This window comes from Ruminobacter amylophilus (assembly GCF_900115655.1).
Taxonomy (GTDB): Bacteria; Pseudomonadota; Gammaproteobacteria; order Enterobacterales; family Succinivibrionaceae; genus Ruminobacter; species Ruminobacter amylophilus.
The window spans coordinates 54702-75010 of the sequence record NZ_FOXF01000009.1 but is presented as its reverse complement, the minus strand read 5'-3'; the positions used below and the strand labels follow the sequence as shown (position 1 = coordinate 75010).

General features: G+C 45.0%; 19 protein-coding genes. 11 read left to right on the top strand and 8 right to left on the bottom strand.

The window, feature by feature from the left end; all coding sequences use genetic code 11:
* Positions 1 to 210 precede the first annotated feature (210 nt).
* The 3 genes from BMY80_RS04060 (at position 211) to BMY80_RS04050 (ending at position 2701) form a co-directional block, all read left to right on the top strand.
* Positions 211 to 1110 carry a PHP domain-containing protein gene (locus BMY80_RS04060; RefSeq protein ID WP_093141152.1) on the top strand — a complete coding sequence of 300 codons (900 nt, stop codon included), beginning with the start codon at positions 211 to 213 and terminating at the stop codon, positions 1108 to 1110.
* A 5-nt stretch (positions 1111 to 1115) separates the two neighbouring features.
* Positions 1116 to 1739, top strand: a complete 624-nt coding sequence (locus tag BMY80_RS04055) for an L-threonylcarbamoyladenylate synthase (protein WP_031578948.1) — start codon at positions 1116 to 1118, stop codon at positions 1737 to 1739.
* 143 nt (positions 1740 to 1882) lie between these two features.
* Positions 1883 to 2701, top strand: a complete 819-nt coding sequence (locus BMY80_RS04050) for an MBL fold metallo-hydrolase (RefSeq protein ID WP_143066446.1) — start codon at positions 1883 to 1885, stop codon at positions 2699 to 2701.
* Between the two features lie 114 nt (positions 2702 to 2815).
* Here the strand turns inward: BMY80_RS04050 and BMY80_RS04045 are convergent, their stop codons facing one another.
* On the bottom strand, positions 2816 to 3133 hold the full coding sequence (locus tag BMY80_RS04045; protein ID WP_031578950.1) for a thioredoxin family protein: 318 nt from the start codon (positions 3131 to 3133) through the stop codon (positions 2816 to 2818).
* Positions 3134 to 3539: 406 nt separating this feature from the next.
* Here BMY80_RS04045 and BMY80_RS04040 point away from each other — a divergent pair, with 406 nt between their 5' ends.
* A complete protein-coding gene (locus BMY80_RS04040) occupies positions 3540 to 3989 on the top strand; it encodes a MarR family winged helix-turn-helix transcriptional regulator (RefSeq protein ID WP_031578951.1) in 450 nt (149 codons plus the stop codon).
* A gap of 299 nt (positions 3990 to 4288) precedes the next feature.
* Here BMY80_RS04040 and BMY80_RS04035 read toward each other — a convergent pair whose 3' ends face one another.
* Positions 4289 to 4960: an HAD family hydrolase gene (locus BMY80_RS04035; RefSeq protein WP_051621797.1), complete on the bottom strand. Its 672-nt coding sequence runs from the start codon at positions 4958 to 4960 to the stop codon at positions 4289 to 4291.
* A gap of 316 nt (positions 4961 to 5276) precedes the next feature.
* Between BMY80_RS04035 and BMY80_RS04030 the strand changes: the two genes are divergently transcribed.
* The 7 genes from BMY80_RS04030 to adk all read left to right on the top strand — a co-directional run bounded on the left by BMY80_RS04030 (position 5277) and on the right by adk (position 12914).
* The gene (locus tag BMY80_RS04030) at positions 5277 to 5819 is read left to right on the top strand and encodes an adenine phosphoribosyltransferase (protein ID WP_093141147.1); all 543 of its coding nucleotides are present in this window, start codon (positions 5277 to 5279) and stop codon (positions 5817 to 5819) included.
* A 258-nt stretch (positions 5820 to 6077) separates the two neighbouring features.
* Positions 6078 to 7193: a DNA polymerase III subunit gamma/tau gene (dnaX, locus tag BMY80_RS04025; protein ID WP_093141145.1), complete on the top strand. Its 1116-nt coding sequence runs from the start codon at positions 6078 to 6080 to the stop codon at positions 7191 to 7193.
* Positions 7194 to 7234: 41 nt separating this feature from the next.
* A complete protein-coding gene (locus tag BMY80_RS04020; protein WP_093141142.1) occupies positions 7235 to 8713 on the top strand; it encodes a polyadenylate binding domain-containing protein in 1479 nt (492 codons plus the stop codon).
* 135 nt (positions 8714 to 8848) lie between these two features.
* A complete protein-coding gene (locus BMY80_RS04015; protein WP_093141140.1) occupies positions 8849 to 9181 on the top strand; it encodes a YbaB/EbfC family nucleoid-associated protein in 333 nt (110 codons plus the stop codon).
* Positions 9182 to 9359: 178 nt separating this feature from the next.
* Positions 9360 to 9959, top strand: a complete 600-nt coding sequence (gene recR / locus BMY80_RS04010) for a recombination mediator RecR (RefSeq protein ID WP_093141137.1) — start codon at positions 9360 to 9362, stop codon at positions 9957 to 9959.
* 239 nt (positions 9960 to 10198) lie between these two features.
* Positions 10199 to 12106 (top strand): molecular chaperone HtpG, encoded by a 1908-nt coding sequence (gene htpG / locus BMY80_RS04005; protein WP_031578958.1) that lies wholly within the window; start codon positions 10199 to 10201, stop codon positions 12104 to 12106.
* A 163-nt stretch (positions 12107 to 12269) separates the two neighbouring features.
* Complete coding sequence (adk, locus tag BMY80_RS04000) at positions 12270 to 12914, top strand: adenylate kinase (RefSeq protein ID WP_031578959.1); 645 nt, start codon at positions 12270 to 12272, stop codon at positions 12912 to 12914.
* A 105-nt stretch (positions 12915 to 13019) separates the two neighbouring features.
* Here the strand turns inward: adk and BMY80_RS03995 are convergent, their stop codons facing one another.
* The 6 genes from BMY80_RS03995 to BMY80_RS03970 are packed head-to-tail and all read right to left on the bottom strand — an operon-like array spanning position 13020 to position 20246.
* Positions 13020 to 14795 carry a bifunctional metallophosphatase/5'-nucleotidase gene (locus BMY80_RS03995; protein WP_093141135.1) on the bottom strand — a complete coding sequence of 592 codons (1776 nt, stop codon included), beginning with the start codon at positions 14793 to 14795 and terminating at the stop codon, positions 13020 to 13022.
* Positions 14796 to 14847: 52 nt separating this feature from the next.
* Positions 14848 to 15654 (bottom strand): ATP-binding cassette domain-containing protein, encoded by an 807-nt coding sequence (locus BMY80_RS03990; RefSeq protein ID WP_093141132.1) that lies wholly within the window; start codon positions 15652 to 15654, stop codon positions 14848 to 14850.
* Positions 15641 to 16642, bottom strand: a complete 1002-nt coding sequence (locus BMY80_RS03985) for an oligopeptide/dipeptide ABC transporter ATP-binding protein (RefSeq protein ID WP_093141130.1) — start codon at positions 16640 to 16642, stop codon at positions 15641 to 15643. The genes BMY80_RS03990 and BMY80_RS03985 overlap by 14 nt, the downstream gene beginning before the upstream one ends.
* The gene (locus tag BMY80_RS03980; protein WP_093141127.1) at positions 16632 to 17531 is read right to left on the bottom strand and encodes an ABC transporter permease subunit; all 900 of its coding nucleotides are present in this window, start codon (positions 17529 to 17531) and stop codon (positions 16632 to 16634) included. The genes BMY80_RS03985 and BMY80_RS03980 overlap by 11 nt, the downstream gene beginning before the upstream one ends.
* A 16-nt stretch (positions 17532 to 17547) precedes the next feature.
* Positions 17548 to 18489 carry an ABC transporter permease gene (locus BMY80_RS03975; RefSeq protein ID WP_031578966.1) on the bottom strand — a complete coding sequence of 314 codons (942 nt, stop codon included), beginning with the start codon at positions 18487 to 18489 and terminating at the stop codon, positions 17548 to 17550.
* Entirely contained in the window at positions 18486 to 20246 is a 1761-nt protein-coding gene (locus BMY80_RS03970; RefSeq protein WP_177178488.1) for an ABC transporter substrate-binding protein, read from the bottom strand. Before BMY80_RS03970 ends, BMY80_RS03975 begins: the two co-directional genes overlap by 4 nt.
* Positions 20247 to 20309 lie beyond the last annotated feature (63 nt).

The following is a 20309-nucleotide window of genomic DNA, read 5'->3' as shown; positions in this document are numbered from 1 at the left end:
ATTCCCGTGAAGTCCCGGAAACTGCATAATGCCTGCGGGCATGCAAAAAAACACATGAACACTTAAACAACCTGCGTGTAAAAACATGATTGGTGTTATCATATCGCCGGAATCAGCGGCAGTTAGGAAAATCCCGTAAATTTCCGCTGCAGGCATTACATTACGTATCAGAGGAAAACAGATTTCTTTCAAGGAATTCCGGAAATATAAATGACAATAACAACAGATGAACTGAAGCAGCTTCTTATCACTGACGGTGCAAGAGCGGACCTGCATCTGCACTCCAATGCTTCAGACGGAAAATTAAGCCCCGCGGAAGTGGTTGCCGCAGCCCGTGAAAGAGGTGTCGTGCTTCTTGCTCTGACGGATCATGATACCTGCGACGGTATCAAAGAAGCCGTCGAAGCCGTCCAGGCATGCACTGAACATAATGTGCACATGACTACCGGTATTGAAATTTCCACGATCTGGAGAGGCAGGGAAATTCATATTGTGGGATTGTGTTTTGACCCGAATCATCCTGCCATGACATCTCTTCTTGAGAAGCAGAAAAAACTCAGGGATGACAGGGCGAGAGCCATAGGGGAAAAGCTGGAAAAGTGCGGCTTTAAGGATGCTTATCAGAAAACCAGGGAAATGGCAGGGAACACCGCCACCATTACCAGGGGAAACTACACTGCGTACCTGTACAGTGTAGGTGCGGCAGAAACCATGAATCAGTGTTTTGCCAAATATCTGGCTGAAGGCAGAAAAGCGTATGTCAGGGCGCAGTGGTGTTCGGTGGAGGATGCCGTAAATGCCGTAAATCTTGCGGGGGGAATAGCGGTACTTGCTCATCCGAGATCCTATGATCTCAACAACAAGTGGCTAAGAATGCTGATAACCGATTTTAAAAACGCCGGCGGAGAGGCCATGGAGGTCAGTGGATCTCTGCAGTCACCTGCTGATCGTGATTTTCTGCAGGTTTTATCGGTGGAATATGAGCTTTTTGCTTCATGCGGCTCAGATTTTCATCGAGAATGTAAATATATTAGCATCGGCGGTGGCGGAAGATTGCCCGATAGAGTCAATCCCGTATGGAATCATAAAAAGTTTAAGCTGGAGGTTTGATTATCATGGCAGAGGTTATAGTTGTTCATCCTGAGAATCCTCAGGAAAGAAACATACATCGTATTGCCGAACTTTTAAGGGACGGAGCCGTGGCTGTGCTGCCTACGGACTCAGGATATGCGCTGGGATGCGTGCTGGAAAACAAGGAAGCGCGTGAAAGAATCATCAGAATCAGAAACGTGGATAAGAACCATAATTTTACCCTGCTGTGTGCTGATTTGAGTGAACTGTCCACCTATTCGAAGGTGGATAACACTGCTTTCAGACTGATTCGTAACAATACTCCGGGACCATACACCTTTATTCTGAAGGGAACCAAGGAAGTTCCGAAAAAGCTGATGAATGAAAAGCGTAAGACCATAGGTCTGAGAGTTCCGGAAAACAACATCATCGCTGAACTGCTCAGATACATGGGAGAACCGCTGATGAGCGTTTCCCTGATTCTGCCTGAAAGCGACAAGGCGGAAAATGATCCTTATGAAATTGATGATAAAATCGGTAAACTGGTGGATGTGATTGTGGACGGCGGTTATCTGGTGGAACAGCCTACCACGGTGATCAATCTTTCTGAAGAGGGATCCGTGGAAGTTGTGAGAGTCGGTTCCGGTGATCCGACTCCGTTTCAGTAAATTCTGAAAGATTTTACCTTGGTGATTAAGGTCGGTTTATGCGGAGGAAATCTCCGGTGAACTGATTGTTTGTGTGGAAGCCTGCTTTTTATGCAGGTTTCCGTTATCTGTATAAAGCATTAATCATATGTCGGGGAGTGGAAATGAAAATTGCCGCACTGGTGGAGAATACATGTGCCAACCGCCGCCTGGAGGTTGAACACGGACTCTGTCTTTACGTCGAGACACCTCATCACCGGCTACTTCTTGATTCAGGGGCTTCAGATCTGTTTCTTAAAAATGCCGGAATAATGCATACGGATCTCAGTCTGATTGATACGGTTGTACTGAGTCACGGACATAATGATCACGGAGGCGGACTGTCCTGTTTTCTGCAGTGCAACTCTGTCGCGAAAATCTATATGCAGACGTCGGCATTCGGCGAGTACTATTCCATTCATGAAGCACCGAAGTTCATCGGTCTTGACTCAGAACTGAAAAAATCATCCCGGATTGTAATGTTGAACGGCAGCATGAGAATTGACGATGAGCTGGAGATTTTTGCCGGAATAGTGAGTAACAGACCTGTACCGTCGGCAAACGGAACTCTGAAGATAAAAACCGGAACCGGTTTTGTTCAGGACGATTTCCGTCATGAGCAGTGTCTGGTGATTACCGTCGGTGAGAAAAGAATTCTGCTTTCCGGATGTGCACATCACGGTATTCTGAATATTCTGGATGAGTTCAGAAGCATATATGAAACCGAGCCGGATGTGGTGATAAGCGGTTTCCATCTGAAGAAGAAAACCGCCTATACGGCTGATGACATCAGGGAAATCAGGGGGATAGCCCGGGAACTGAAAAGCTTCCGTTCGGTTTTCTATACCTGTCACTGTACCGGAGAGGAGGCTTTTGCGGTAATGAAGGAGGTAATGGGGGACAGGCTTCATTATTTGCACTGCGGAGATGTTCTGGAATTCTAGAGTAAGTTTTTTTTCTGTCCGTATGTAAAAAAACTCCAGTCCGGCAGGTGGCCGTACTGGAGAAATATCAGACATTGACTAATGTCTATCGGTTTCAATCATCGATTACGGTTATTATCTGTTCTTTTCAATCAGACTTTCCAGCTGATTGAGGCTTAATGCTCCCACGTGACGTTCAACTTCCTGACCGTCCTTGAGAACAATCAGACACGGAACACCGGTGATATGGAATGTTTCTGCGGCGACAGTTGCTTCATCAACATTGTGCAGGCAGATCTTGAGTTCAGGGTGAGCCTGACCGTATTCCATAATGCGAGGTCTTAAAACCTTGCAGTGTCCGCACCATTCAGCGCCGAAAACCAGAAGCTTGAGCTCCTTGTCATCAAGAACTTCACTCTTGAAGTTTTCGTTATTGATCATAATCATGCTCATAGTAAATCTCCTTGAGATGTTGCAGTTACTTTTGAATAAATATTGTCTGGTTGTTTTGTGCAGTTTTTTATTGTTTTATGTTTTTTTAAACATCAGATTAATCTGATGTAAATCTGTTCTCGATGTTTTTAGTATAACACTAAATTTAATTTAATCAAATTAAATTTTAAAAATCTAATTAAAAAATTCAGATAATTGCTGTAAAATATAAGTAAGGTCGAATGTGGAAACCGGTTTACGGTTCTTCCACGGAACTGATATGCAAAAGAACTGTTTTACTGAAATAAGAAGGATACCTATTCTGATTTCAATAGAAGTGTGACTCATTCCGCCTTTCCTGAAGGGAGGCATGATAAAGTGTATTCTTCAGAGATCTGAAGATGATTTGTTAAATACCGGAACTGCCATGAAAATAGATGAATCCATGACATTAAAGAGTCAGTTATGTTTCCCTTTATATGCCTGTGCCAGAAAGGTGGTAAATAACTATGCTCCTTATCTTGAACCTCTCGGCCTCACTTACACTCAGTATGTCACCATGATGGTTCTGTGGGAGAGAGAGGAGATTTCGGTAAAGGATCTCTGTCAGGAACTCTATCTCGATTCTGGTACGATTACTCCCGTCATCAAGAAACTGATGAAGGACGGGTATATCAGCAAATTCAGAAGTGAGAATGACGAAAGGGTTGTGATTGTCAGAATAACTGAAGAGGGAATGGCTCTTTACGAAAAGGCAAAGGATATTCCGGAACATGTCTGCGGTTCAATGTCTGAAAGGGGATGTAAATTTACTCCGGAAAAAGCCAGAGAGCTGAGGGAGGCTCTGTTCACCATTCTGAAGGCCTGCGGTCAGTAATCAGATTTTTATAAATATTTCAGTAACTGTACGTTTTTAAAACCATTTGTAACATTTTGTAACAATTTGTATGGGGTTTGAAACACATTCCATTGAGACTGTTTGTATAATAATAATCAGTGAATGCGGGAGTATTCACTATGACTTTGTGAAAAGTGATTGATTTATCCTTAAACTTTTATCTTATTATGCATTTTGCGGAGTGTATTGACCTGCCGATCCACTGTAAGTCAATGCACTTTTTTTTGCCTTTATAATTTCCGTCAGATTACGGTTTTCTTTTTTTTTCATTCGGTGTATCAGAGGCTGATTCCAATGATTCCGGCCAGTTCCCTGAAATCTTTGGCAACAAAATCAGCACCGAAGACTTCAGGATGCTCCTTGTCCCTGATATATCCCCACAGAGCCAGTGCGGTTTTCATGTCCGCATTGTGGCCGGCTTCAATATCTCTGATGTGATCTCCCACATAAAGACAGTTTTTAGGTTCCACGTTGAGTTTTCTGCAGGCGTAGAGAAGCGGTTCCGGATTCGGCTTTGATACCGGAAGAGTGTCACAGCCGACGATTACTCCGATGTCCGAGAGTTCCTTGAATTTGCCGAGAACCCTGCATGCGAGATGATCCGGCTTGCTGGTTACCACCGCATACGGAATACCGTTCTTTTTCAGGGCGTTAATCAGTTCGGCCGTGCCGTCAAAGTAACAGGTTCTGTCAGCTATGTGCTCATGGTAGTAGGGAAGAAATTCCAGTCTCATCTTTTCAAAATCATATTGAGCCTGTTCTTCTTCCGGTATGCCTGATTTGAGCAGGGCTCTCATTCCGTCTGAGGCATACATTCTTGCCGTGTCGTCGGAAATCGGTCCCCTGTTGTAGAGAGACAGAACGTGATTTGTGGCTTTACCCAGATCAAGGGCAGTGTCGAGAAGGGTTCCGTCAAGATCAAACAGGACGGCTTCATAATTTGAACTCATAGTGTCTGTTATCGGTTTTAAAGTGAAAAATCTACGTCAGATTATACCACACGATTATCTCACTCTTTACCTTTGACATGGAACGCTGTCTGTTTTTTTTATATATTCTGATAGAATACCGCAGTTTGAGAACGGTGGCGAAAGATGAACACTGGTCATGATGCGTCTGAAATACCTGACAGATTTCGGAAGGCAGGTATATTCATTTCGTAAACTTATGAATCACGCATTGTTTTCGTTGACATTTCGGTCTCTGCTAATAAAATGAAATCAGTAGGAATATTTTCAGTAAAGATACATATCAAGGTAGCGCAACATGGATGAGATTGAATACTTAAAGTCCTGTGTAAAGTCAATTAAGGATTTCCCTAAGTCTGGAATCGTGTTCAGGGATATAACCAGCGTATGTGAAAATCCTGAGGCTTTCCCTCTTATCTGTAAAAAGATGGCTGAGCTGTACGCCGATGCGGGCATTACCAAGGTGGTTGGAAGTGAAGCCAGAGGCTTTGTATTCGGTGCTCCTGTCGCCGCTCTTCTCGGCTGCGGTTTTGTCATGGCGAGAAAGCCGGGCAAGTTACCAAGAGAAGTCTACAGTGAAAGCTATGAACTTGAGTACGGTACCAACGTGCTTGAGATGCATCAGGATGCCATCAGCAGTGACGACAGAATTCTGATTGTTGACGATCTGATTGCCACCGGCGGTACGGTTGAGGCTCAGATTAAACTGGTGAACCGCTTCAATGCCACCATTGCCGGTGCGGTATTTGCAATTTCACTTCCGGATCTCGGCGGAGTGGAAATGCTTAAGAACAGATATGGTGTCGACAGCCGCTGCATCATGGAGTTTCCGGGACATTAATCTGAAAGCCGGCAGCTGCATTTAGAACATTCTGCCCGGCCTGCAGAAAGTCAGTGCCGGACGGATGAAGATTGTCTGCGTATTGTGAATCATTCCTTACGACTGACAATTTATATTTTGATTTTTTGCGTGATAGTGATAAGCTATACAGCGCATTGACGGTACGGGGAAATCCGTATATCGGAAGCTGGTTGTTTGTTGTACAGAAGTCCGGTTTCAGTCAGGCGGTTTTAGGTTATTTCATTTTGAGAAAGGCAGATGGCAGATTACACCGTTTTAGCAAGAAAATACCGTCCGCAGTCCTTTGAGGATATGGTCGGTCAGAAACATGTTCTTGCCGCTTTGATAAATGCTTTGGAAACAGGCAGACTTCATCACGCCTATCTTTTAACCGGAACAAGAGGTGTGGGTAAAACCACAATCGCCCGTATTCTCGCCAAATGCTTCAACTGCGAAAAGGGGATTACAGCTCATCCGTGCGGTGAGTGTGAGAGCTGCAGGGCCATTGCCAACGGCAATTATCCGGATCTCATTGAAATCGATGCCGCCTCAAGAACCAAGGTGGAGGATACCCGCGAGATACTGGAGAATGTCCAGTACAAGCCGATAGCGGGCCGTTACAAGGTTTATCTCATCGACGAAGTACACATGCTTTCAACAAGTTCTTTCAATGCTCTGCTTAAGACTCTGGAAGAACCTCCTGAATACGTAAAATTCATCCTTGCGACAACAGATCCGCAGAAGCTTCCCGTTACCGTTGTTTCACGCTGTCTGCAGTTCCAGCTGAAGGCTCTGTCAATTGACGACATCAAGGGACAGCTTAAATACGTGCTTGACGAGGAAAAAATTTCCTATGAGGAAGACGGTCTGGTTGAACTGGCAAGAGCTGCCAGAGGCTCAATGCGTGACGCTCTGAGTCTTACTGATCAGGCGATAGCCCTTGGCGGAGGAAAGGTTACTCTTGAAGGCGTATACGACATGGTGGGAACTCTGGACTCATCATACCTCATTGAAATCCTTAAGGTTATAGCAACCAATGACGGCGCTGCCCTGTCCGGAGTACTCAATACCGTGGCTTCGGTAACTCCTGATTTTGATACACTGCATCTGAGTCTTGCCAGAGTGTTTCATGACATCGCTCTTTACCAGGTGGCAGGCAGCAAGGCTGACATATACTCTCTGCGCAGTGATGTGATTGCCGAACTTTCAGGTCTCTTCAGTCCTGAAGAAGTTCAGCTTTATTACCAGATTATTCTTGAAGGAAGAAGAGAACTTCCTTTCGCACCTGACGGCATGTCTGCTTTTGAGATGACCATGCTTCGTCTTCTGGCGTTCAATTTAAAAAAAAAACAGCCGGTAGTTTCAGAAAGGTAGATTTTCCGGATCTGGCGCTGGATAAAATCAATGATCCGCTGGTGGCTTTTGACCATCTCAATGAGCAGCGAGATGCCGCGAGACAGGAAAACGAGACTCAGGCAAAGCAGAAAAAACAGCAGCAGTCCTCGGAAAGTCATATCAGTAGTGAAACAGTTAACGGCTACCTGAATCTTTTTGATTATATTTCCCTGCTTCAGAAGGAAATTGACAGGCAGGACAAGGAAATAGAAAACCAGTATTACAAGATTACTGCCAACGAACAGAAACTGCAGACACAGAAGCGCGAGGAAGAGTACAAACAGCGTGAACATGCGCTGGCAAACAGAATTCAGCAGGACAGAAGCAGTCAGGCTCTGCAGAATATTCCTGGCAGCACCCTTGCGGGAGCAATTCAGGCTCAGACCGGGATGAACATGCCTTCTTCCGGGGATATGCAATACGGTGACGGCATGGCTCCGGCATCAACTCAGCATCAGCAGATGACCGCGGCTTCCAATGCTTCAATGGGACCTCAGAGACCGGTAATGAGTCAGAGACGTCAGGAAAGCAATGCTGCTCCGAGGTACATTCCCGATAATCATCAGCAGGTTACGGTCAACAGCTGGACCCGTTCAAGCAGAAATCAGGTCAATGCCGGACATCCGGTTCAGGATGCTTCTCATCCTGCGGTTCAGCATGAACAGCGTCAGCCGGGCAGGGCTCCTGCTGCCGGTAACGTGAAGCAGGGGACTGTAAATTCCTCCGTTCGCATGAATCAGCCACAGATGCCTGTTCAGTCCGGGAACGTAAATAATAACGTTATGAGCGGCATGGTTCCGGATTATGCAGGCGGGCGTAACATCGGGGGTTATATCCCTGAAAGTCAGAACGGCGGCGATTATGCCGAACAGTTCGATGACGTGCCGATGCCTGAATACAGGGATTTTGCTTCAGACAGTGATGATGAGGCAGACAGAGCGAACAGTGTTGACTACACGTCGCTTGATCTCACTCCTTCAGTTCAGAACGGCGGCAGTGCTCCCTCATCTGACGCACAGAAGAATGTTCACCACCGCAGAAAGATTAACGGACGTGAAATCAGAATGCCTATGGATCTGCTCGGTCAGGTATCTGATTCCTATACTCAGGATCTGGTTGCGGCCGGTGTATCCATGGAGAATCTTGTAATACTCAATCGCGGAATCAGAGAATTCGGAGCGAATGAAAACGAGTGGATTATCCGTCTGCCGAAGGTTATCGACGGTATTCTGAACAGAAATGCCTTAAGCGACATGGCTGCCGAGATCAGTGCCGGACTTGGAAGAAAAATCAGTCTTAAATTTGATTTTGTGGATGCCGGGGAAATTGAAGGAAGTCCGGAAGCTCTGGATAATCAGTTCTATGAGCAGAATCTTGAAAGCGAGAAGCGTAGTATTGTCGAATCTGAAGGCTTTGCCGAAGTTCAGAACATGCTGGGACTTGATATCGGTGAGGCAAAAATTGAACTGGTTCAGCCTAAAACTAAAGATCAGTCTTAATTTTCTGATACTTTGACTGTCTTAGTTTGACAGTTTGCAAAAATCTTGCATAATAAGAGCTATGTAGTCACGCATACTGTCTGATATGACATCGTGACTGTTTGATAAATAATATAACTTAAAAAGGAATTTAATATGTTCAATGGTATGGGTGGTTTGGGCAACATGATGAAACAGGCCCAATTAATGCAGGAACGCATGAAGAAAGCTCAGGATGAAATTGAAGCTCATGAAGTTGAAGGTGTTGCCGGCGGCGGCCTTGTTAAGGTTCGCATGAACGGTGCACATCAGGTACTGAAGGTTGAAATCGCTGAATCAGCTTTCGGTGATGATCGTGAAATGTGTGAAGACCTGATTGTTGCTGCTTCAAATGACGCAGCCCGTCAGATCAGTGAATATTCAACCGAACGTATGAGTAAGGTAACCAACGGCGTTCCTTTACCACCGGGCTTCAAGTTCCCGTTCTAAAACACGTCTGGAATATTTTTAGGTTTTGAAAGATCCCTTCACGATTTCTGACTGAAGGGATTTTTTAATATGGTGAAACTTCCGTTCCTTATTTGAATATAATTCGGCGGAAGCCTGAAGCGGAATAACGGCGGATGTTCCGTCGAACCGCGGTCTATTGTAGTGGAGCTCTTTTGTTATGAAGTTCAGTCCTCTGGTTGAAAAGTTGATAAATGATCTGCAGATAATGCCGGGTATCGGTCCAAAAAGTGCCCAGAGAATAGCTTTTTATCTTCTGGATCACAACAGAGACGGGGCGTTAAAGCTTGGCGAAACTCTTACTGAGGCCATGAACAATATCAGTTACTGTCCTAAATGCCGTTCGTACAGTGACGGCGAGGAATGTGAAATCTGCAGGGATGCCGGACGTCAGGACAGCGGAATAATCTGTGTGGTTGAAAGTCCAGCCGATGTTCTGGCCATAGAGCAGACAGGTGAATATAACGGAACCTATTTCGTGCTTCACGGACATCTGTCTCCGATAGAAGGCATCGGTCCCGGTGAACTTGGACTTGATGAACTTGCCAGACTTCTCGATACCGGCAGATATCATGAAATCATTCTTGCCACCAATCCTACGGTGGAAGGTGATACAACGGCTCATTACATTGCTCATATGGCAGGAAGACGCAATGTGGTTGCCACCAGAATTGCCAGAGGCATACCTGTAGGCGGAGAACTCGAATCGATTGACGGTTCGACCATCATGAGATCTCTTGCAGGAAGAAGTCCTTTATAGACAGATGACCGGAGCCGCTGCTCCGGTCTTTTCTTTCCGTTTCAGAATTTATAAATGGATGTTTTTTTATGCTTTTTTAAGAAAATTTGCACGAATTGACATCATTTTCTTGAAATCCTGTTTTTTAACCCCATATTGACTTTAGATATATGAAAAAACAGCCGCATATGTATAAGTCGCGGTCTGTTTTTACCGATTTTATTTAGTTTGATAATCCATTTGAAAAAACAGAGGATATTATGAGCGAAGTTGAAAAGCATGGTTTTCAGACAGAAGTTAAACAGCTTTTAGGTCTGCTGGCTAACAGTTTATATTCAAATAAGGAAGTATTTTTAAGAGAACTTATTTCCAATGCGTCAGATGCTATCGATAAACTGCGTTTTATTTCTCTCGAAAAGCCTGAAGTTTTAGGTAACGATCCTGAATTCCGTATCCGTGTTTCAGCCGATAAGGAAAAGAAGACCCTGACCATTTCCGATAACGGTCTCGGTATGACCAGACAGGAAGCCATTGATCACTTAGGTACCATTGCCAAGTCAGGTACCGCCGAATTCTTCAAGAATCTTACTGGTGATCAGTCAAAGGACTCACAGCTTATCGGTCAGTTCGGTGTAGGTTTCTACTCTGCATTCGTTGTAGCCGACAAGGTTACCGTAATCAGCCGTTCATACAAGTCAAATGCCGATGAAGCGGTATGCTGGGTATCAGACGGCAGCGGTGAATTCGAAGTAAGTCAGGTTACCAAGGCTGACCGCGGTACCGAAATTATCTTAAGTCTCCGTGATGACGAAACTGAATTCCTTGAAGACTGGACTCTCCGTTCAAACATCAGCAAGTACTCAGATCATATCAGCGTACCTGTACAGATGCTTGAAACCGTTAAGCCGGAAGGTGATGACAAGAAGGAAGGCGAAGAAGCCGAATACACCGAATGGAAGCAGGTTAACGACGCCAAGGCTCTGTGGACCAAGAATCCTAAAGATGTTTCCGATGACGAATACAAGGAATTCTACAAGCACATTTCTCATGATTTCCAGGATCCTCTCACCTGGACTCATAACAAGGTTGAAGGCAGTCAGGAGTACACCAGCCTGATGTACATTCCTCAGCGTGCTCCGTTTGATCTGTTCAACAGAGAACAGAAGCACGGTCTGAAGCTGTATGTTCAGCGTGTGTTCATCATGGATGACGCTGATCAGTTCATGCCTGGATATTTACGTTTTGTTAAGGGTGTTCTTGATTCAAACGATCTTCCTCTTAACGTATCTCGTGAAATTCTTCAGAGCAACAAGATCAGTGCCCAGCTGAAGAAGGCATGCACCAAGAAGGCTCTGCAGATGATTGCAAAGCTTGCCAAGGATGATGACAAGACCAAGTACGAAACCTTCTGGGCTCAGTTCGGTTCAGTGCTCAAGGAAGGTCTGGTTGAAGATTACGAAAACCGTGATGAAATCTTCGGTCTTTTAAGATTCGCTTCAACCGCCAATACCGGCAGTGAACAGAATGTTTCACTTGAAGACTACATTTCACGCATGCCTGAAAAGCAGAAGAACATTTACTTCATCACAGCTGAATCATATCAGGCTGCCGTTGCAAGTCCATATCTTGAAACCCTTAAGAAGAAGGGTGTTGAAGTTCTGCTGATGTGGGAACGTGTAGATGAATGGGTAATGAATCAGGTTTCTGAATACAAGGACAAGAAGTTCATCAACGTATGTTCTGCAGACCTTGATTTAGGTGAACTTGAAGACAAGGCTGAAAAGGAAGAACAGGAAGCCAAGGCTACCGAAAACAAGGATCTTCTTGAAAGAATCAAGAACGCTCTTGCAGGTGAAGTCAGCGAAGTTAAGGTTTCAGGCCGTCTGGTTGATACCCCAAGCTGTGTAATCAGCGAAGGTAACGCCATGTTAACCGCTCAGATGCGCAGACTTCTTGAAGCAAGCGGTCAGAAGCTTCCGGAAGAAAAGTTTGTTCTTGAAATCAATCCTGATCATGCAATCATCAAGAAGATGAGTGCTGAAGCAGACGATGCCAAGTTCAAGGACTGGGCTACCCTGGTTCTGGATCAGGCTTTACTTGCCGATCAGCGCGGTCTCAAGGATCCTGTTGCCTACGTTAAACTGGTAAATTCATTATTACTGGCTTAATCTGACAGTTTACGGGTAACATTGTAATGCAGGAGGCCGTACGGATTTCCGTATGGCCTTCCTTATATCTTGTACGCAGGGCTCTATTTGCTTATAATGTTACAGGTTTTTTTGCGGCGGATTTTTCCGCATATTTTTTTACAGATAATTAAAGGTATTACTCATGCGTATTATTCTTTTAGGTGCTCCAGGTGCCGGTAAGGGTACTCAGGCTCAGTTCTTAATGCAGAAGTTCGGTATTCCTCAGATTTCTACCGGTGATATGCTTCGTTCAGCCATTAAGGCCGGTACTCCGTTAGGTCTTAAGGCCAAGGAAGTTATGGATAAGGGTCAGCTGGTATCTGACGATATCATCATCGGTCTTGTTAAGGATCGTGTTGCTCAGGCTGACTGTGCAAAGGGCTTCCTTCTTGACGGTTTCCCTCGTACCATTCCACAGGCTGAAGCTCTTGATTCAAACAATATCAGCATCGATGCAGTTGTTGAAATCGCCGTACCTGACGATGAAATCGTTAAGCGTATGAGCGGCCGCAGAGTACACCTCGCTTCAGGCCGTACCTACCACGTTGTATTCAATCCTCCTAAGGTTGAAGGCAAGGATGACGTTACCGGTGAAGATCTGGTTATCCGCAAGGACGATGAAGAAGCTACCGTACGCAGCCGTCTGAATGTATATCATTCTCAGACTGAACCTCTGGTTGCCTTCTACTCAGCCAAGGCTGCCAAGAATGAATGCAAGTTCATCAAGGTTGACGGTACCAAGAAGGTTAGCGAAGTTAGCGCTGAACTTGATAAGCTCTTAGCTTAATTCAGACTGTCATAACTGAACGGAAAAGACCTGAAAGCTGATGTTTTCAGGTCTTTTCATATGGAAGGATACAGGCGGAAAGCCCGTATCCTTTTAAACGGAGTGTTATTCTGCAGAGAAGGATCTGATGGTTCTGATGTTTTCAGGAATATCAGGAAGTGCGTGATCCCTGAGATAACTGCGGATGATATCTGCATCACTGCCGATGTTTTTCAGAGGCTTTTTCCCTTTTAACAGACTGTAGCCATCCTTTCCCTTCAGGATGTAGGTGGTTACCAGTACTCTGTAGTTTCTGTTCATGTCCAGGGATTCCTCTCTGCCTTCGCGTGTCAGAATACTGATGTCGGAGACAGGGGTTTTGCCTTTTCCCCTAAGACTGTAACTGAAGCCGTATCCGCACGGTACTCCGCCTGATCTGGACTGAAGGTCTTCATTGACGAATTCCATGGTATCGTTGAGAACTTCGTAGATGTCCTTTCCGCTCATTGTAATTTCCACAACGTCATTTCCGAACGGTGTAACGTTCAGCAGATCCTCCTCAGTAAAATCTCCTTTGCTGATGTCGGTTCTGTACATGCCTGAATTTACCAGATAAATGTCGGCACCGGTGTTTTCAAGAATGACTTTACCGAGAGTCTGACAGGTTTCAGAACCGTACGGATTGCTTTTGCCTTTTATGTTGCAGTAGGCATAAGGGTATCTGGTATTGCAGAAGTCTCTCGGTGATCTGCCGATAACCTTCTTTCTGGTTTCAAGAACATCCCTGTATGATTTAAGGGTGGCTGTCGCTTCATTATTCTTAGAGGCACTTATGTAGGGAGATTCCGGCAGATTCGGCAGACGGCCGGCTTCCTCAACAGCCTCTTCTTTTGACAGTGTACTGTTTTTATGAGGTTCTGCGGTATCGGTCCACAGAGGCATAACCGGAGTACCTCCGCACTGCAGTACATTGCCGTGTCCGTCAAAGGTAACCTTCAGATCCCCGATGACCTTGCCGTATTCGTACGCCTGCACAATACAGATTCTATGCCCGGAGGCATTGGTTGCCGTTATCGGATAAGGACAGTCCACCGAAATTCCCTTGTCTGAAAAATTACCGCACAGGGTATGAGAATCTCCTCCGATAATGATATCTACATCATTAAGCAGGGATGCATTGGTCTTATCCGAAGTAATCCCCTGATGTGTAATCAGAATATGGATATCCGCTCTGTCAGCATTTTCAGATGTTAGTTCGTTGATGGTCGGAACCGTCTTTTTAAAGCTCATTCCTTCTTCGGGGGATGAACTTCTTACAATTTTGCTTTCGTTGGTTACGGCATAGAAGGCTACGTTTTTTCCTGATACTTTTCGGATATGGGAGGATAATCCTCTGTCAGTCACTTTGCTGTCCGGTGCTGCGGTCATATCCGAATTTATCATCAGGCTCTGGGGACTGTAATGTTTCATGAAATTCATGAAGGTTTCAATGCCGTCCCCTCCGTGGTCAAATTCATGATTTCCCAGCATGTAGTAGTCCGTGTGTAAAAGACCGTGAAGTACGGCGTCACTTTCTCCGTGAAACGTATCATAGTTCAGTGCGTTGCCTGTAATCTGATCTCCTGCCGAAATCACAATAAGATCCGGATTCTGCCGTTTCCTTTCTTCAACAACGGATTTCAGGGCTTCGGCACCGCCGACGTCAACCTTAATCATTCCTTTCGGAGTATTGATACCTATGCTTACGGGATCGGTGTAGGAATGCAGGTCGTTGACATGGAGAATTTCCAGCTCAAAATTTTCATCCGAAAGGGGGGGCTTTTTATCGCTGTGACTGCTGCATCCGGAGAGTGCCGTTATAATCAGCAGGCTCAGCATTGCATATCGTGAGGAATTTTTCATATGAGGGTTTTGTCTCCTTTAATGGCAGTTGACAGACTACCGGTTCAGCGGCTTATCTTTCCGGTCTTATTCTGTATTCGTTGTTGTAGTCCTGAATCAGTCTTTTGGTGATTTCCTTTTCAGGCTTGCTGATAATAAACTTTGCATTGCCGTAGTCTTCCTGGTTGCCGTGACTCAGTACCAGAATATTGTCGGCAATGTGCTTGATAAGACCGATGTCATTGAGACAGATGATGAGAGCTGTTTTCTTTTCCTGCTGACAGTCCATCAGAAGGTTCAGACAGTGTGAACGCAGCTGTGCATCCAGCTTTTCAATATTTGAGTCAACCAGCAGAATTTCCGGTTCCATGATAAGCGCTCTGGCAAAAGCGAGTCTCAGCAGCTGATTTGATGTCAGAAAGCCGGGATAATTGTATTTTATGGTGGAGGACAGGCCGACATATTCAAGCATCTGGTCTACACGATAATCCCTCTGAACCGCCGAGTAATCGGTATTGAGTTTGAGCGGCTGTTCAAGAATGAAATTGACTCGTTTATGCGGATTTACCGCATTTTCATAGTCGGATGACAGCAGTTGGATAAAGCTTATTCTGTCTCTTCGTTCGTAATCCCTTAACGGTTTTCCGTGAACGAGAATTTCTCCCGTATGCGATATGTACGGATTATTCAGAATTTTCAGCAGTGTTGATTTTCCGGAGCCTGCATCACCAATCAGTACCAGAGTCTGATTCTGTTCCAGTGTGAAGCTGATATTCTTCAGTATATCAATCTTTTTGTGAAAAAACAGATACTTGCGGTTGCGAATGGTGGCTCCCAGATTGCTTACCTGAAGTAAAGGAATATGCTTATTTTGACTCATTTTCCTTCTCCATATTCAAAGGATAATAACATCTGAAGAAACCGTTCTTGGTCTTGACTACAGGCGGCATGGTGTTGCATTCGCGATCCGCGTGAGGACATCTCGGTCCCAGCGGACATCCGATAGGTGTCTGGGTAAACTCCGGCGGGTCACCTCTCAATACGTCCAGTTTCATTTTTACTTTTACCTGACGGTTGAATTCAGGAATGGCATTAATCATTGACTGGGTGAACGGGTGATGAGGGGAGTTGATAACCTGTTCTTTCGGACCGCTTTCAACAATCTGGCCGCAGTAGAGCATTTTTATGTTATCCATCAGATTGGAGGCCGGTCCCAGGTCATTGGTTATATACAGCAAAGTGCCGTTATTGTTTTCAATATAGCTGTGGAACAGTTTGAGAATCTGTACCTGTGACGTACTGGTCATACCGCTGATGGGGGAGTCGGCAATCAGCAGTTTCGGTTTTCTGGACAGAGCCATGGCTATGATTATCTTCTGACAGAGAACCTCGGAAAGCTGATACGGCAGGGATCTTAATACCGGTTTGGTGTTTTTGATGCCTACCTTGTGCAGAATATTGTTAACCGCTCTGAATCTCCAGAACGGCCAGCGGTACCATTTATCGTCAAAACAGCTGTTGTTCAGAGATGCTCTCATCTGCACACCGATAGGCAGTTCCGGATCCAGGCTGGCTCTCGCCTCCTGAAAGATGATGCCCACCTCTTTGCTGAGTATCTTACGGCGTTCGCTGACGCTGAGGTTTGTAAGATCCATGTCCCTGAATTTAAAGTAGTCCACGGTAACCTTCATGTCATGACCGTACATTCCCATGATGGCCTTGATAATCAGACTCTTGCCGGAGCCTGAACTGCCTACAAGACTGCAGATTTCCCCGTCATTTATCATCAGGTCAAAGTTTTTGCATACCTGAACATATGACGTTTCATTTCTAAGCAGAATGGTAAGATTTCGGATATCAAGCAGCATCAGACACCCCCGTGTTCAGAACGCGGCAGATACCGTGACCCACCAGCTGAATGGATGAAATGAGTACAATCATTGCCACTCCCGGAATAATTGCTTTGGAAGTGCTTATGTAGATGATGTCTATGCCTGATGCCAGCATGTTTCCGAGTTCCGGAGTAGGCGGCTGGGCTCCGAAACCGAGGTAACCGACCGCGGCTATGTCCATGATGGCGATGGAAAGCCCCTGAGACATGTTGGAGATAATGGTACTCATTATGTTCGGCAGAATGGTTGTTAAGGAAAGATGCATTCTGGAAGAACCTTCGGCGATTTCCGTACGCACGTATTCCTTTTCCAGCTCAGTCTGGGCAGCATGATATGATTCATGAATAAATCTCGGCAGCAGGGATATGCCTATTGCCAGGGCCGCGTGGGGAAGACTGGGGCCAAGTATGCCGATGGTAATAAGGGCTATCAGGATGGACGGTATGGAAAACAGAATATCGAATATATGGTGAAGCACGCTTTTCTGCGCTCTGCGCCGGGACATGGCACTTGAAAGTCCGAAGCAGGTTCCCACAATCATGGAAACAGTGCATGCCAGGAAGGCGTATTTGGTGGTGTTCTGAGCGCCGATCATCAGTCGGGAAAGGAAGTCTCGACCGAATTCATCCGTACCCAGAAAGTGATGCAGGTTACCTCTGTCACTCCATGACGGAGGCAGCAGTCTTTCGGCCACATTCTGAGTCAGCGGGTCAAAGTTGACGCACAGAGGCAGAATGAAAATAACACAGATACAGAGAACCAGTGTGTAGAGACCGATTACATCCGTAGTGCTCTTTTTGTATATCTGCCAGGCTATGTCCTTGTCAGACTGGAGCTCTTTTGCTTCTCTGTTTAAATCAAACATGGCGGTTCCTGTGTTATCAGCTGTGTGTTAAACGGGTTCGGTTGATTACCAGGGTACTGAGAATATCCAGGGTTATGTTCAGTATCAGGAAGCTGGTTCCCAGCACAAAGGTAGTTGCCTCAATGATTCTGCCGTCAGAGTTTGAAATACTCTGGGTAATCCACAGTCCGGTACCCGGCCATTCAAATATAACTTCCACAAGGATGCAGCTGGAGTACAGATTGCAGATAATAATATTCAGTTTCTGGATAATGTCCGGAAGAATGTTTCTCAGTACATGATGAACACCGATGTCAAACTTGCTTTCACCGCGGCAGTATGCCGCTTTTATAAAGTATTTCTGAGTAAGATTTATTGTAGCTCTGCGGGTGATTCTGGCGAATGTTGCACAAGGCACTATACTCAGTGCCGTCAGTGGCAGGGCCAGATGCTTGAGCATGTCCATAAATACGTCGTAGTTTCCGTAGATGATTACATCGATGGTCATGAATCCGCTGTATCTGGGAACGTCGTAGAGCAGTGATATATTACCGCTTGTCGGAAATATTTTTATGTAAATGCAGAACAGCAGAATAAAAATCTGTGCACTCCAGTATACGGGAACCGAACTGCTCAGCAGACAGTATCCGTAGATGCATTTATCTGTAAAACTGTGATGGTTCAGACCGCCTACTATTCCCAGAAAGATACCGAAGCCGAACGATATTACCAGCGACAGCAGCAGGAGTTCAACGGTAGGGGGAAAGAACAGCTTCATTTCTTCGATAATAGGCATGCCGCTTTCACTGCTGTTTCCGAATTTTAAGGTGATGAGGTCTGTCGCATAATGAATGTAGTCGGGAACTATTCTGTTGATTTCCAGGTCGCCGAGTCTGATATGAGCCCAGAAAAGGATCAGAGTCAGAATAAACATGGTGATCAGAAAAAGCTGCATCTTTTTGAAAATGAACTCAATCATTTATCAGTCCCCCTGTTTTTTTCAATATAGGCGTTGATAAAGGATACACCGCCGTAAGGGGTTGGTTCGAGTCCTTTAATGTATTCCATGGCCACGAACAGATTAATGTTGTATATGAGCGGATATACCGGCATTTCGTTTACCAGTATGTTCATAATGTACTTCTGCAGACGTATGGCGTCGGGATCGTTCTTATCAAGGTAAGAAAGATCCTCGTACATGTTTTCCAGAGTATCATTGCACCAGCCGGTGTAATTTCCGGTATAGCTGATGTTTGAATTCAGTGATGAGCGTCTGCGGTTGTTTTTTCTGCAGGAAATCATCTGATAGATAAGACTTTCTGAATCTGAGTATACGTTTACGATGGCGATGTCAAACAGTCCCTTTTTAAGTCTGTTCTGTCCCTGATTTGTTCTGTATGTCTTAATTCTGGCTTTGATTCCCTTTTTTTCAAAATTTGATTTGAGAAACTGGGCAATCTTGGAGTGGGCGGTATTGGAAATCACGTTAGACTGGAATATGGTGATTTCAATTTCCTGCTGCTTAAGCGTTTCATAGGCTTCAAGATATTCATCTCTTGTCAGTACGTGAGCAAACAGTTCGTATCCTGGTTCTGGAATCTCTTTTTTAGGAATGGCGTATTCAGGAATATCTTCATTAAACTGATTGACGAACTTGTCGGATCTTTCGTGTACCAGCGGTTTGCTTACGTTCTCTCCGAGCAGTTCCTTTTCCACATCATCTATGGAGGAAGATCCGGTAGCAGGCGAAGGGGAGTTATTCTGAATTTTCAGAAAATTGGCAGGTTTTTCATCGAACAGTTCGACAATGTAATGCCCCTGATCAAAGAAAACGGTACTGTTCAGTTCTTCCAGACTGAACATTGATGACAGTGTTCTTCTGAGGGCTCCCGTGCTCAGATAAGGTTTCTTCGTGTTATAGATTATAAAGGTGCCGTTAATGGTGTTTTTCTGAAGGATGTTGAAATCCTCTGGAACCTTCTGCAGAAAACTCATCTGGCTGGCTGTAGGATTACTGATGATGTGGCATTCGCCGGTAAAAAGTTTGTACAGAAGCTTGTTTGCTCTGTATGAATTGGTCAGAATCAGATTCTGAACCTGCGGTTTCGGACCGTGATAATCATAAAATTTTTTCAGTTTGGCATATCTGCCCCTGACAAAAGTGTTCAGCTGATACGGGCCGGATCCGATTGCATAGTGATCGATGGTATCTATGGGAAGGTTCTTTTTAATTATGGTATCGGCATATTCCTTGCTGAGAATTACTGAGTTGTCGGTGGCAAGAAACGGCTGAAGAAGGTTTGTTGGCTGTTTGACTTTGAATTCAACCTTGTACGGACCGACGGCTTTTACGCTTATCAGATTATTCACGATATCCATATGAGATATGTACGGAAAATCTTCAATAGGTCTGTAGAAAGGATTATCCTTGTTAATCATTCGGTCAAAACTGAACGCAACATCTTCAGCGTTGAGTTTTCTGGTTGGAGTGAAGAACTGGTTTGACTGGAACGAAATATCCTTTGCAATATTAAAAACGTATACGGTGTCGTTCTGATAAATTTTTTCCAGGGTGCCGATGGAACTTCTAGTGGATTTTGTCTGCGGATCAATGCTCAGCAGACGGTCATATACGGCAAAGGAAATGGAGGAGGCCATTGAGGAAATCGGATGCCGCTGAGGGTTCATATGAGAAATGTTTTTTTCTGAGCAGTATATCAGACTGTCCTGTGTCATACCGGCATCCGCAGAGGCCTTAGGCCCTGTCAGCAGAATAATGCCCAGCATTATCATTAACGG